The following is a 14,031-nucleotide window of genomic DNA, read 5'->3' as shown; positions in this document are numbered from 1 at the left end:
GGCGATACAGCCCGCGATCGGCGGGTCAATCGGGTATTACAGATATCGACAGCGAACGACAGTCACGCTGCCTGAACTACTATTCTGACCGTAGAGCGCCCAGCACGATCTTACAGCACGCCAGTAGTTGCATAACAAAGCACGGGCGAACGGACAACGCCTCCATGGCAGGTTCGACCGACGACAAAGACCTTCGTCTGCTCGTTGTTGGGCTGGACGCCGGCTGTCGGCCGGTGCTCGAGCCGTTGTTCGAGTCGGGCGAACTTCCCACACTCAGGGGCTGTTCGATCGCGGGGCTGCGGGGCCACTCGAGTCCCAGATTCCGCCGTGGACGGCGAGCGCATGGCCATCGCTGTACACTGGCAAGAATCCGGGAAAACACGGCGTCTACGACTTCCTCTCGTTCGACGGCTACGACTGGGACGTCGTCAACGCGACGCACGTCAGGGCGCGACCGGTCTGGGAGCTACTGAGCGAGCACGGGCTCTCGAGCGTCGTCGTCAACGTGCCCGTAACCCATCCCGCCCGGGAGTTCGATGGCGCGTTGATTCCGGGACTGACTGCCCCCGAGGATCCGGGCTGCCATCCCGAGGGAATCCTCGAGGACGTGAAACTCGCCTGCGGTGGCGAGTACTGGGTGTATCCACAGAGCGGGCCGGCACCGGACCGGTCGATCGAGGGGTACGAACGGACGATCGAACTCCGAGGGCAGGCGTTCCGGTACCTCTGTCGCCGAATGGCTCCCGACTTCGGCTTCCTGCAGTTCCAGCAGACCGACTCGGTGTTTCACGAGCGTCCTGGGGACAAACGGGCGATCGAGGCGGTCTACCGCGAGGTCGACCGACAGCTCGAAGCGACCATCGAGCGAACCGAGCCGGAGAACGTCCTGGTCGTCAGCGACCACGGCATGGGGACGGTGACCGGCGACGAATTCCGGGTCAATGAGTTCCTTCGCGAGCGCAACTACGTGCGTGCTCGAAGCGGCGGTGGCGGAATGCCCAACTGGTCGAAATCCTGGGAGAACGATCTCCTCGAGGGACCGAGGCCGGCGATCACGCGCCGAGCCCGCTCGAGCGAGCGATGAACCTCGCCGCGAACGTCGGGCTCACGACCCAGCGGGTCGCGAGTGCACTCGATCACGTCGGCCTGAAAGAACCGATCGGCAAACGGGTACCGAACGACGCGATCCGAGCGGCGAGCGAACAGGTCGACTTCCCGGCGTCGAAAGCATACGTCCGCTCGAAGAGCGAACTCGGTGTCCGGATCAACCTCGCGGGCCGCGAACCGAACGGACAGGTGCCGTCCGCGGAGTACGAGAGCGTCCGCGAGGAACTCATCGAGACGCTGTCGGACGTCCGAACGCCGGACGGCGAACCGATGTTCGACGCGGTCGAACCGAGAGAGACCTATTTCGACGGCCCATACGTCGATGAGGCACCCGACGTCGTGACGGTTCCGAGAGAGTTCGACACCGCGATCGACGCTGGCCTCGGGAAGGCGCAGTTCGGCGAACCGATGGAGCCGTGGAATCACAAGCGAACCGGCGTCGTCGCAGCTGCCGGGCCGGCGTTCGACGAGTCCGCTCCCTCGAGGGAGCGACGATCTTCGATGTCGCACCGACGATCTGTTCGCTCTTCGACATCCCGGTCGACGCCGCGATGGACGGTGACCCGCTCTCGATTATCGGCGGGAACGCGGAGCGAACGTACCCGGCCTACGATCCGAACCAGATCGTAGCGACCGACGATGGGACTGTCGAAGACCGACTGTCCGACTTAGGCTATCTATGAGCGTGGAAATACGCGTCCTCGATTCACGAACCGATGCGGACGAGTGGAACCGCCACGTCGAACGCTCCGACGGAACGAACCCGTTCTTCCGGGCCGAAGCGCTTCGGTTGCAGGCCGAAGATACCGGATCGACACCCCACCTGCTCGCCGGCTTCAAGGGCCAGGAGCCGGTCGGCGTCTTTCCCGTCTTCGAGTACACGAGGGGGCCGGTTACCGGTGCCTTCTCGCCGGCTCCCCACTCGTGGACGTCATACCTCGGCCCCTCGCTGCTGAACGTCGACAAACTCAAACAGCGTAAGGCCGACCGCCGGACGAAGCGGTTCCTCGAGGGCTGTCTCGAGTGGATCGAAGACGAAATCTCGCCGCTGTACAGCAAGTTCGTCACGGCGGAGTTTGACGACATCCGGCCGTTCGTCTGGAACGAGTACGACGTCGAACCCGGCCACACGTACGTCGTCGATCTCGAGGGGACCGAGGAGGAGTTACTGAAACGGTTCAGCAGCGACGCGCGGAGTAACATCCGGAACGCCGACGAAGACGGCTATACGATCGAGGAGGGCGACAATGACGACGTCGCGCGCATCGTCGAGAAAGTCCGCGAACGCTACGAGAGCCAGGGCCAGCCGTTCCAGTTGAGCACCGACTTCGCACAGTCGCTGCACGAGACGCTCCCCGACGGCGCGATTCGGCCCTACGTCTGTCGCGTCGACAGCGAGTTCCTCGGCGGCATTCTGGTCGTCGAGTCCGAGCGGACGCGGTATCGGTGGCAGGGCGGTGTCAAACCGGACGCCGATGTCGATATCGCGATCAACGACCTGCTCGATTGGCACGTCATGCGCGACGGCCTGCACGGCGATATCGATGAGTACGACCTCGTCGGGGCCGGCGTGCCGAGCATCAACCGGTACAAAGCGAAGTTCAACCCGCGTCTCGAGACCCACTACGAGATCACGGCCGGCTCGTTCGGGATCGACCTGCTCGTCGATCGGTATCAGAAACACCGGTAGCGCAGTCCGTCAGCGTCTGACCGTCGACCGTTCGTCGCCGTCCGATGCCGACGTTCGTCACGAGTACCCTACTTCGGGAGCCGATACTTCGACTGACGCGCGTCCTCGAGACAGACGCGACTGGTGACCAGTTCCTGATCCTCGAGTTTCCCCAGCGCGTAGCGGACGGTCCGGGGACAGAGCCTCGACTCGGCCGCAACTCCCTCCTGAGTCAGCGGTGCCTCGTACTCGAGGACCTTGTGGACCAGTTTCGCGCTGGGCGGGAGTTCGGCGAGCACACTGTCACGGTCCCGGTCGTCGCGGCTATCGGTGTGCTCGCTGGTGTCGTCTCGCTCGCTGGTCTCGTCGGTCCCGTCAATTTCGGCGTCCGGTTCAGTCGTACTCATCGGTATCGACCACTGCGTTCGGTCCGTGTGCGATTAGTGCACAGTACTCGAGGCGACGATCGATCAACGCCCGTTGCGTCGGTCGATCGGGGCCGCGTCACGATTCCGTCGACCACCGGAGTCCGTCCGGCGACGGTAGGATCTGCCGGTATCATTCTCACTCGAGCGTACTGGCGCGGCCCATATATACAACACTGACGGTTCAGAAATATAGGGAGGAACTAACGAGTGGTCATCGCTACACAGGTCGATCCGGATCGCCACGAGCGGCCATCGATGAACGACGCTCGAAACGACATCGTAGCGACGATACCGGAACCGGAAGCAGTACGGTCGCCGTCGTTAACACGTGCATAGTAAGGCACTCGACGCCCTCAGGGGAGGGTATGTTCGGAACTAGCGGCATTCGCGGACGGGTTGGGAGCGAGGTGACGGCGGAGTTAGCACTGTCTGTTGGGCGCGCGGTCGCGTCGGAGGGATACGATCGCGTCGTCGTCGGTCGCGACGTCCGTGAGAGCGGATCGATGTTCGTCGACGCGGTCAGCGCGGGGCTGCGTGAGTGCGGGGCGGACGTGATCACGGTCGGCGTCGAGGCGACGCCGACGGTCGCGCGAGCGATTAGCCACCTCGAGGCCGACGCGGGGGTCGTCGTCACGGCATCGCACAATCCGGCAGCGGACAACGGAATCAAGCTCTGGAATCCCTCCGGGAAAGCCTTCGGCCCCGACCAGCGCGAGGCGATCGAGCGGTGGCTCCGCGAGGACGACTACGCGTTGGCCGAGTGGGACGGCGTCGGCGATCGATCACTGCGCAAGGGCGTCCGGGACCATCACGCCGAATCGATCCGGGACACGGTCGACCTAGAGCGGTCGCCGAGCGTCGTCGTCGATATCGGTAACGGTGCCGGCGGCGTGACGGCAGCGGTCCTCGACGATCTCGGTTGTCGGGTTCAGACGCTGAACGGGCAGGAAGACGGCTCGTTCCCCGGGCGGCCCAGCGAGCCGACCGAGGAGACCCTCGAGACTCTGTCGACGCTGGTCGCGGAGACCGACGCCGAGCTGGGAGTCGCACACGATGGCGACGCCGACCGGATGATGGCGGTCGACGAAACGGGATCGTTCGTGCCGAAAGACGCGTTATTCGCCCTCTTCGCCCGGGAAGCGGCGGGCGAGGGTGATCGCGTCGCTGCTCCCGTTGATACCAGTCTCGCCGTCGACGACGTACTGGCCGGTGTCGGCGCGTCGTTGACCCGGACGCAGGTCGGAGACGTCTACGTCGCGGAGCGGACGACCAAATCCGATGTCGTCTTCGGCGGCGAACCGAGCGGTGCCTGGATCTGGCCCGCGGAGACGCGCTGCCCGGACGGCCCGCTGGCGGCCTGCAAGCTGGTCGCACTCGTCGCCGAACGAGGGCCGCTATCTGACCTCGTTGATGGAATCGATCGATACCCGATCCGGCGAACGTCTATCGAAGTTACGGACAAAACGAAGGTTATGGCCGACGTGACCGACCGCGTCGGAACGCGATACGACGAGGTTGACACGCTCGACGGCGTCAGAGTGGAGACCGAAGACGGCTGGTTCCTGCTTCGCGCCAGCGGGACACAGCCACTGATCCGGGTGACCGCAGAGGCGCGGTCGGCGTCGGACGCAGCAGCACTGTTTGAGACTGCACAGGGGCTTGTTACTGAGACGGCTGCGGTGGATGCCTGACGAGACAGACGAACTGTCCTGATTCGTTCTGCAGTGGGACGAAGACATGCAGACGGTGCTCGAGACGACCGATCGGTCACGAACCGGTTATCTGGCTTCCTTGGGAATGAAATCGGAGGTCTTCATCTCGCGGTACGTCGCGCAGTCGGGACAGGCGTGGACGACGTCGCGATTATCACCGAACACGCGGGCGAACTGACGTGTTACCTGATTCCCACAGTTGACACAGCGAGGGGCACTCGTTTGCGATCGGGACGACATCGGCGTCCACTTCGCGGATTGATCCGTCGACATCAACAGCCCGTACCGACAGAACAGTATTTACTATAGACCGCATAATTGACGGGATAGCTGTTAGTCGGTGCTTTCGTTCGAAATGTGCCCGTGAGAAAAACACTCCGGATATCGAGAGAGTCGACACCCCGTCCGCGGGAAATTGGATATTTCGCTCGAGTAATACGATATTATGCGGCCGTGACGCCGAATACCGACCGGAGAATCGGCGGCCTCGAACGAGCGATTCGTTCGGCGACCCTCGACCTCGCACTGTGTCGAGACGGCCGTCGACCCGAGCGTGGGGACTATCGACGGTGGTGTTATATGTCAGGAAATAAACCTGTCAGACCGAGCGAGTGGACGACTCGCGCTCATCAGTGTCACCGACATCGTCGAATGACCACGGAGTCATCGTCGGCACTCGTCACGACGCGCGCGATTATGAATATTCGATGCAACTGTCGACCGGCCGGTGCCGCTCCCGGTCAGCGTCACTCTCGCTCCATCGATGCTGACGCCGTCGCTCATTCTCGACTGTGACTGACGCTGTCGTGTACGTCCACTCGAGCGACGATCCGGTACCGATCGAACGGGCTGCCCGTAGCTATCAGGTGTGCCCTTTATATCACGCGGAATTCCTAGCCTAACTGGAGGGTATCGGTCGATACCCACGAGTCCGGTGATACCATCACCGCGACTCGGTCGCACAGTGACCCTCCACGTTCGATTCCGACATCGTTCGAGTACGGGTCGAGTTACCGACGCCGTGCGGACCAGGGCTACGGGGGTGGTCTCGGGTCCTGCGGCTTCGATGACCCCTACTCGAGTCCGATCGTCGTCCCGACTCACCGCAGTCGGCGCAGAGACGGAGAGCGACTGGTCCATCCGTACTGACGGTTCGTTATCGTGACTCTGCCGTCGCTGGAAGTGAGACCGTCCCCGTCTTTTGTGCGCGAACCAGCGACAGAGTGACTAGCTCGAGCGGAGCACGCTATCGGCGTCACTGACCGAGACTCGCGGCCGGCAAAAGAGATCGAGACTACGATCGACCGACGTCACTCGACGGTGACGCTCTTGGCGAGGTTTCGGGGTTTGTCGATCGGTCGATCGAGGAGGTCGGCGGCGTAGTAGGAGACGAGCTGGAGCTGGACGTTCGCGAGCAGCCCAGCGAGGTCGGGGTCGGTCTCGGGGATCGCGAGGTGCTCGTCGGCGGCCTCGACGGCCGGATGCCCGTCGGGACAGACCGCGATCACGGGCGCGCCGCGGGTCTGGGCCTCCTCGGCGTTTTTCAGCGTCTTCTCGTCCTCCTGGCCAGTGAAGATCGCGAACACGGGCGTCTCGGGCGTGACCAGCGCCAGCGGGCCGTGCTTGAGCTCTCCGGAGGCGAACCCTTCGGCGTGCTCGTAGGTAATCTCCTTGAACTTCAGCGCGCCCTCGAGCGCCACGGGGAAGCCGAGACCGCGCCCGATGAAGAAGTACGACTGGCTCTCGCTGTAGCGCTCGGCGATCACCTCGGCGTCGGACTCGGCGAGCAGGTGGTCGATCTGACTCGGCATTGACTCAAGTTCCGAGAGGAGGGTCTCGAGGTCGGCTGGCGGCTCGCCCCGCAGGTCGCCGGCGATGCGCTGGCCCAGCAGCGTGAGCATGACGGCCTGCGAGGAGAACGTCTTCGTCGCGGCGACGCCGATCTCCGGGCCGGCGCGGATGAAGAGGGTGTCGTCCGCCTCGCGAGCGGCCGTCGACCCGACGACGTTCGTCACCGTCAGCGTGTCCGCGCCCTCGGCCTTGGCCTGCCGGAGCGCGTTGAGCGTGTCGGCCGTCTCACCGCTCTGCGTGACCGCGATCACCAGCGTGTCGTCGTCGATCGGCGGGGCCGAGACGCTGTACTCGTTGGCCAGAAGCGCGGTCGACTGCACGCCGGCCTGATTCAGCGTGAGCGAGCCGTAGAGCGCGGCGTGGTAGGAGGTGCCACAGGCGACAAACTGGACGCTATCGATGTCGTCGAAAGAGCCCGGTTCGAAATCGGACAGGGCGATCCGCCCGTTCGTCGGATCGACCCGCCCTTCGATCGCCTGTGCCAGCGAGGTCGGTTGCTCGGTGATCTCCTTGAGCATGAAGTGATCGTACTCGCCCTTGCCAGCCTGTTCGGGATCCCACTCGACCGTCTCGGACGCTCGTGTGACCGGGTTCCCGTCGAGGTCCGTGAACTCGGCGCCGTCCTCGTCGACGATGACGACGTCGCCGTCCTCGAGGTAGACCACGCTGTCCGTGTACTCGAGGAAGGCCGGCACGTCGCTCGCAAGGAAGTACTCGCCGTCCTCCATGCCGACGACGAGCGGCGAACCCTGTCGTGCGGCGTAGAGGACGTGCTCGCCCGAGACCATCGCGGTGACGGCGTAGCTCCCCTTGAGTTCGTCGATGGCCTGCCGGAACGCCGCCTCGCTGTCGAAGCCGGCATCGAGGTAGTACTGGACGAGATGCGGAATGACTTCGGTATCGGTGTCGCTCGTGAACTCGTAGCCGTTTGCCGCCAGTCGGTCCCTGAGCGCGGCGTAGTTCTCAATGATCCCGTTGTGGACGACCGCGACGTCTTCGCTTTCGTCGGTGTGGGGATGGGCGTTCGCGTCGGTCGGCGGCCCGTGGGTACTCCAGCGGGTGTGGCCGATCCCGACTTCTCCCTGCAGGGGGTCACCGATCGACTCCTTGAGCTCCTCGACCCGCCCGGAGCGTTTCTCGATGTTGATTCCTGATCCGTTCTGAACGGCGACGCCGGCCGAGTCGTAGCCCCGATACTCGAGGTTCTCGAGTCCCGTTAGCAACGGCTCGAGTGCGTTGCCGTCGCCGACGCGGCCGATGATACCACACATCGGTTGCTCACCGACCGTCGGGCCGTTCGATACGTTTGTGTGGCCCGGTCACGGTATCAGTTCCCACGGACGACGCGCCGTCGGCTCGGTCCCCCTCCGACATCAACAGGAGATGCGACGTAGTGTCCTGCTGGTCCATCGCAATTGATCGAGACGGTAGACGGTACGCAACCATGAGAGAAGTCCAACCCTCCCGAACCCATTACTATAGACGGACTACTGAACCCTGTAGTCTGCAGGTACTCGAGCAGTGATTATCGATGACAATGATTTCGAGTATTGTATCCGAACTGTCTATTAAGGGATTATTTCGTACAGCTATCCGAGGAGAGCTGCTCTCTCGTCGGTTTTCTGGGAGAGTGGCGTTTGTCTGAAAAGTATGGTAAACGAACAGCCGATCGTCGCTCTCGCATGGTGCGTCGGACGATCGGTATCGGCTGTCAACAATCGGTAGGAAGGGGAAACAAACGACACTGGTTGCCGCCATGCTGAGCGCGGTCGTTGGCTCTCCAGAACGACTCGAGTTGCATCCGATCGGACCGCGCAGTTCCGTGGGTCGCTGTCGGCTGACTGCCGGCAGTGGAATGAACCGCCACACCTTTTGCAGTGGGGCGGCATGTATGCGTATGGGTTTTGGTAGCTACGACGAATCCGAACAACAAGAGCAGACGACGGATGACGAGGACGTAGAGGCAGTCAACGTCCACGAAAATGACCACCAGGGCGAAATGTCATTCGAGTCTGATGTCTCGACGGACGAACTGGTCGACCAGCTTGGCTCGATGAAAGACGACGAGTCCGAGGAGTAAGGTACCCCGCGAGTTCGGGGTCGAAGTCGATCGGAGAGGCCACCTTCGATCGACACATCTCGAGGCGGCCCCGTCCCGAAGCGGTTCGACTCGGTCGGAGATTTGCTTTTTCGCGCGCGCTTGAAGTTTAGGTAGCTACGACGAATCACGACGGAGTAGTCACGATCAGAACGCACTCCTCGGTGTTCGGCGACTGATACTCGGCGTTCAGTGACTGGGACTCACGTCCGGCAGCCGGAACCCGGTGCGTAGTCGTCGCTACTCGGCGAGTGATCGATAGACGAGCAGGGTCGCACGGTCAGGAGAGCGTCGCGGCACAGAGTTCGCCGATCGCCCGTCGCAGTCGCTGGGAGACCGCCGATTTCGAGACGTCGAGCCGATCCGCGAGTTCGTCCTGCGAGATGCCCCGTGGCACATCGAAGTAGCCCTCCTCGTAGGCGACGGCGAGGAGTTCCTGTTGTTTGTCGGTCAGGGCGACGACGCCGTCTCCCTCGTCGTCGGAGACCCGAAGGTGATCGACCGTGACCGAGATATCTCGCTCGCGACAGTAGTCGTTGAACGCGACGAGCCGCTCGCGGTCGGGGAATCGAAGCTGGACGAGCCAGCCATCACGGGAACTCGAGAGGTCGAGCAGACGACCGCCGACGGCGGCGGTCTCGGCGGTGAACGTAACCGCACGGTCAGTGAGCGTCACGCGGTAGACCCGTCTATCGGGGTAGCGATCGACGAGCACCGGATCGGTGACGGTCGGATCGGCCTCGAGGGCGGTGTCGAAGGTCTCGAACTCGCTTCCGTAGACGGTGACGAACACGAACGGCCGTTCCGGTTCGACGGTGGTCCAGTACTCCGGTTCGACGGTGACATCCGGCGCGTGCTGGAGGGTCGGGCGCAGGAACAGGGCCGAGTGATCGAGTCGGAGCTGGGCAATGATTCCGCCCTCGGCCTGGGATCGGATTCCTTGCTGGTTGTCATCAGTATCGGCGCTGGAAACACGCCCGGTGTCGGCGGTAGTTGCGCCCTCAGTATCGGCCGCATCCTCGGCATCGGTGCTCACAGGGCCATCCGCCATCCGGAGAGACGACCATCGTAATTACTACTTACCTCGAACGCACTCATTGAATAGCCCATTAGGAGCCGAGTACATGATCGTGGACGCTATACACGGAACCCGGCCGGTCTCGGTCTCAATATTGATTCATCCATCAGCCTATTGGGGTCTTCTGCCAGCATGGAAAGATCGAATTACCGGCCCAAAACGGCCTGGTAAGAGCATTATACTGATCGAAACCGTCCGGAAGACACTACTGTCTCAGTCTTCGGCTTCGTCGAACAGCGACGCGAACAGTTTGCGCTGTGCAATCCGGAGATGTCGGCTGAACGTCGGCTGCGAGACGCCAAGTGACTCAGCGACCTCCTCGCCGGTGTGCGTGCGAGGCCACTCGAAGAAACCACTGTGGTAGGCCGCCTCCAGCGTCCGGCGCTGCCGTTCCGATACGGTCTCGGCCAGGGTATCGAACGGCTGGGTCGAACGCGGCGGTCGATCCCGCTCCCGGCGAGCGACCAGTTCCGTTCCCGAGTGAATCGCCTCGAGAGCGTGGAGGAACGAGCGGACGCTGACCGGTTCCCCGAGGTCGATCACGAGTCTGGTCCGATCATCGACCGGCGTGACCGACCGGAGGACGCCGCCGTGGTCCGCGATCGTCCGCGCGATAGATGGCTCAGTAGCGTCAACCAGTCCGATCTCGAGGACAGTTTCGTCGGTCCCGCGGCCGACGATCGAGACCGAGTCGACCGCCGGAAGCGACCCGACGCTATCGTGGATCGCGTCCGCGTCGGACTTGGGGACCGAACAGAACATCGTCGACCCGCCCGACGATCGGGGGATCACGGCCCGAACGTCGATTCGGCAGTCCAGCTGCCCTGCGATCGACGAGAGTGGCTCCGACTCGTCTCGGAGGACGACCTCGAGTTCGGTGACGCGATCGGCGAGGAGAGCGCGTTTCGTCTCGATCGCACCGATCGCCTCGCTGGCGACTGTCGCGAGATGTTCGCAAGCCCGGCGGGTGGCATCGTCGAACGCCGACGGCCGTGCCGCGTACGCGGTCAGCGTTCCGTACCGAAGCGCGCCCGATTCGAGCGGGAGACTCAGCGCGGACTGAAACCCCCGCTCGAGGAGGTGCTGCCGCCACGCTCGCTCCGCGTCGCTACCGTCCGTCCGACCGGCTTCGGTGGTGTCGAGAGCCTCGAGAACGACCGGTTCGCGGGTCGCCGCCGCGTTCGCCGTCGGCGACTCGGTGTGTCGGTCGAGCGAGACTTGAGTCGACTCGAGGAACTCGCCGTCGCGACCGGCCCACGCCTCGGGGACGATCCGCTGACCGCTGTCGTCCGTGCGGCCAACCCAGGCGAGTTCGAGCCCGCTGGCCGACTCGAGGGGAGTCAACGAGACGAGCGCCTCACAGAGCCGTCGTTCGACCGTTTCGCGCGTCGAAGCGTCCAGTAGCGACCGTGCCGCGTCACAGACCCGCTCCGTTCGCTCCACGCGGGTTTGCAGTCGTTCCCGGTCGTGCTGACTCGTGTGGAGGGTATCGGCGCGCTCGAGCCCCTCGAGCGTCAGTACGGCCGCGTCCGACAGGGTTTCGATCGGGTCCGTGTCCAGCCCGTCGAACGCCATCGGCTCCGTACTGGTCGCGAGAACGAGACCGTGATCCCCGATTGGGACGGCCAGGGCCTGTTCGGCCCGGAGTCCGAGACGGGCCAGTCCATCGTCGAGAGCCGCACGCTCGTAGACGGTCGGCTCGCCGCTCTCGAGGCCGTCGGCCAGCGGGGTGTCGCCGAGGTCGATCGCCGGCGGCTCGATCGTTTCCTGCTCGTTTTCGGGTGCTCGTCCCGTTGCCGCCGTTACTGCCGCCGGACGAAGGCGGTCATCGTCGACGAGATACCAAATGGCGACGTCGGCGTCGGCACACTCGCGAACGGCACCGGTGACGGCCGCTCGAACAGGAGCCGGTGTCTCGGCACGGCGGAGGGCCGCGACGGTTTCCCGGATCGTCGACAACGCGGCAGCCCGAGAGCCGCGCCTGTCGCGGACCACACAGAGCGTTCGATCAGGATCGGGCAACGGTGCGACGGAGACGTCGACCGGTCGGGGACGGCCCGCGTCAGTCGCGAGCTCGCCCATCGCGGGCTCCATCCACCTGACGACGGGCGATCGGGCTCGCTCTCGAATCGTCGCGGCGAGGTCATCCTCGAACAAGTCCGCGAGGTCACGACCGACGAGCGCGTCCGCCTCCGAAAGCGCCAGCAGGGCCGTGTTCGCCAGCCGAACCGTCGACCCCTCGAGGACGACGATGCCGTCGTCCAGTGTATCGACGACAGCCTCGAGGAGTTCGAGGCGATCCCGATCCGTCGACGCCACAGGAGCCTCGATATCGGGGGATCGCTCCCTCGTATACACGGAGACGCCCTCATCGCCGGGATGGACGGAGACGGATAGTCGGCTCTCGCGATCGGGCAGTGGCGTCTCGAACTCGACGATCGATCCCGTCGTTTCTGCCTCGCGGATCCGGTCGGCGAGCGCTTCGCCAAGTCGGTCGGGAAGCAGGTCCCAGACGACCGTCCCCGTCGGGACATCGTCATCGATCGGCTGATCGGCGATGTCGGTAACGAGCCGGATCGCCGCTGGATTCGCGTACCGGATCTCGCTCCGCGGACCGAGCGTGAAAAACGCATCCGAGAGCCGGTCGACCCCCGCTCGAGCCCCGTCATCGGTAGCCGACTCGGTCACGGGCGAACTCGTCCGCGTGACGACGATCCCCTCGACGGCCGGATCCTCGAATCGGTTGGTGCAAGTCAGTGCCGCGACCTGCCAGGTGCCGTCGGCGTGACCCAGCCGACCGGTGACCCGTTCGGTCGTCCCGATCGGGGCAGCGGCGACGGCGGCGATCGTCTCGCGAACCGTCTCGCGATCGTCCGGATGGACGAGTCGCGTGATCGTCGTCCGCTCGAGTTCCGTCGGCGTGTACCCCAGTCTGGACTCGACGGCCGGGCTCGCGTACTCGATATCGCCGTCAGCGTCGAGCACCCAGACGACCGCCGCGGCGTGCTCGAGGATCGACCGGTGGCGCGGATCCGCGTTCGCCGCCGCCAGCCGGTACCGCTCTCGCTCGGCGGCGTTCCTGACGCGAGCGGTCAGCACCGCTTCGGACGCATTCCGGCCGACGACGTCGCTCGCGCCGGCCTCGAGGGCTCGGGAAGCGTCCTCATCGTCGACGACAGCCACGATCGGTCGTTCGCCGGTTCGGGCCGCCAACTCCTCGAGCGGCGAGTCGGACGATGACCCGTCGTCTGCGCTCGCGAACGGGCAGACGAGACAGTGGATCTCTCGAGTAGCGAGTCGGTCGAGCGCCCCCTCGAGCGTTCGTTCTCTGAGCAGCGACCCGCCGTCAAACGCTGGAGCGAGTGCGTCCATCGCGTCATCGGCGGGGTCGGAGTCACCGACGACCAGGACACACGGAGCGTCGCTGACGACGGTCGTGGTGCCGTCACTCATCCGAGGACACCTTCGGGGAGGAGTGTGGACCAGGCTAGTGTTGCCCGCTCCAGATATCGGTTCAGCCGACTGGCCACTAGATCGATGAGGGGACGAGCGGGATGAGCGGCCACGATAGGGCTCGAGTCACTCCCTCGCGTGGTAAGTATCGGGTTCGTATCGACGCGTAGCACAGGACTAGGAGTCGAAGCGACCGGAACCGCAATTACGGCTGTTCGCGAACAGTGAGAACCGGAATCGGTGCGTTTCGAACGATTTCCTCGGCGACACTGCCCGAGATCAGGTGGTCGAGCCCAGACCGGCCGGCCGTCCCGACGATGATCATATCGACCGGGTTCGTCTCTGCGAAGTCGACGATCTGTTCCTGGGGGACACCGTGACGGATGTCGGTCGTGACGTCGACGCCCTCGCGCTCCGCTGCCTCTTTGGCGTGTTCGGCGGCCGAAGCGGCCTCTTCTTCCCGATCGGACCGTAACCGGTCCTGTTTTTCCGTGGCCTGCGGGCCGTCTTCGGAGACCGACAGGACGTGTAGTGTCGCATCGAGTTCCCTCGCGAGTTCGACTCCGTGATCGGTCGCTCGACGGGCGGCGTCGCTCCCGTCCGTCGCGAGCAGCAAATCCTGGTACATCGCTTGC

10 protein-coding genes and 1 pseudogene are annotated in these 14,031 nt (G+C 64.2%); 4 read left to right on the top strand and 7 right to left on the bottom strand.

The features are described from left to right. Positions 1–164 precede the first annotated feature (164 nt). Both K6I40_RS26420 and K6I40_RS26415 read left to right on the top strand, forming a co-directional pair. Positions 165–1,790: pseudogene (locus K6I40_RS26420) on the top strand (alkaline phosphatase family protein). Continuing rightward, a complete protein-coding gene (locus K6I40_RS26415; protein WP_222918363.1) occupies positions 1,787–2,797 on the top strand; it encodes a GNAT family N-acetyltransferase in 1,011 nt (336 codons plus the stop codon). The pseudogene K6I40_RS26420 and the gene K6I40_RS26415 overlap by 4 nt, the downstream one beginning before the upstream one ends. Before the next feature lie 68 nt (positions 2,798–2,865). Here the strand turns inward: K6I40_RS26415 and K6I40_RS26410 are convergent, their stop codons facing one another. Continuing rightward, complete coding sequence (locus tag K6I40_RS26410) at positions 2,866–3,183, bottom strand: MarR family transcriptional regulator (RefSeq protein WP_222918362.1); 318 nt, start codon at positions 3,181–3,183, stop codon at positions 2,866–2,868. 386 nt (positions 3,184–3,569) lie between these two features. Here K6I40_RS26410 and glmM point away from each other — a divergent pair, with 386 nt between their 5' ends. Beyond that, on the top strand, positions 3,570–4,895 hold the full coding sequence (glmM, locus tag K6I40_RS26405; RefSeq protein WP_222918361.1) for a phosphoglucosamine mutase: 1,326 nt from the start codon (positions 3,570–3,572) through the stop codon (positions 4,893–4,895). An 87-nt stretch (positions 4,896–4,982) separates the two neighbouring features. Here the strand turns inward: glmM and K6I40_RS26400 are convergent, their stop codons facing one another. The 3 genes from K6I40_RS26400 to K6I40_RS28805 form a co-directional block, all read right to left on the bottom strand. Continuing rightward, positions 4,983–5,189 carry a hypothetical protein gene (locus tag K6I40_RS26400; protein WP_222918360.1) on the bottom strand — a complete coding sequence of 69 codons (207 nt, stop codon included), beginning with the start codon at positions 5,187–5,189 and terminating at the stop codon, positions 4,983–4,985. Between the two features lie 1,037 nt (positions 5,190–6,226). After that, positions 6,227–8,038 carry a glutamine--fructose-6-phosphate transaminase (isomerizing) gene (glmS, locus tag K6I40_RS26395; RefSeq protein ID WP_222918359.1) on the bottom strand — a complete coding sequence of 604 codons (1,812 nt, stop codon included), beginning with the start codon at positions 8,036–8,038 and terminating at the stop codon, positions 6,227–6,229. 7 nt (positions 8,039–8,045) lie between these two features. Continuing rightward, positions 8,046–8,177, bottom strand: a complete 132-nt coding sequence (locus K6I40_RS28805) for a hypothetical protein (RefSeq protein ID WP_255681884.1) — start codon at positions 8,175–8,177, stop codon at positions 8,046–8,048. 487 nt (positions 8,178–8,664) lie between these two features. On the opposite strand from K6I40_RS28805, the gene K6I40_RS26390 reads away from it, so the two are divergent. After that, complete coding sequence (locus K6I40_RS26390) at positions 8,665–8,847, top strand: DUF5786 family protein (RefSeq protein WP_222918358.1); 183 nt, start codon at positions 8,665–8,667, stop codon at positions 8,845–8,847. Between the two features lie 298 nt (positions 8,848–9,145). On the opposite strand, the gene K6I40_RS26385 is transcribed toward K6I40_RS26390, so the two are convergent. The 3 genes from K6I40_RS26385 to K6I40_RS26375 all read right to left on the bottom strand — a co-directional run bounded on the left by K6I40_RS26385 (position 9,146) and on the right by K6I40_RS26375 (position 14,024). Continuing rightward, on the bottom strand, positions 9,146–9,901 hold the full coding sequence (locus K6I40_RS26385; RefSeq protein WP_255681883.1) for a helix-turn-helix domain-containing protein: 756 nt from the start codon (positions 9,899–9,901) through the stop codon (positions 9,146–9,148). A gap of 255 nt (positions 9,902–10,156) precedes the next feature. After that, positions 10,157–13,396 carry a bacterio-opsin activator domain-containing protein gene (locus K6I40_RS26380; RefSeq protein ID WP_222918356.1) on the bottom strand — a complete coding sequence of 1,080 codons (3,240 nt, stop codon included), beginning with the start codon at positions 13,394–13,396 and terminating at the stop codon, positions 10,157–10,159. A gap of 205 nt (positions 13,397–13,601) precedes the next feature. Continuing rightward, positions 13,602–14,024 (bottom strand): universal stress protein, encoded by a 423-nt coding sequence (locus K6I40_RS26375; protein WP_222918355.1) that lies wholly within the window; start codon positions 14,022–14,024, stop codon positions 13,602–13,604. Positions 14,025–14,031: the final 7 nt, after the last annotated feature.

This window comes from Natrinema sp. SYSU A 869 (assembly GCF_019879105.1).
Lineage (GTDB): Archaea > Halobacteriota > Halobacteria > Halobacteriales > Natrialbaceae > Natrinema.
Note: the sequence above shows the minus strand (reverse complement) of the source record. Positions and strands in the feature narration are given on the sequence as shown.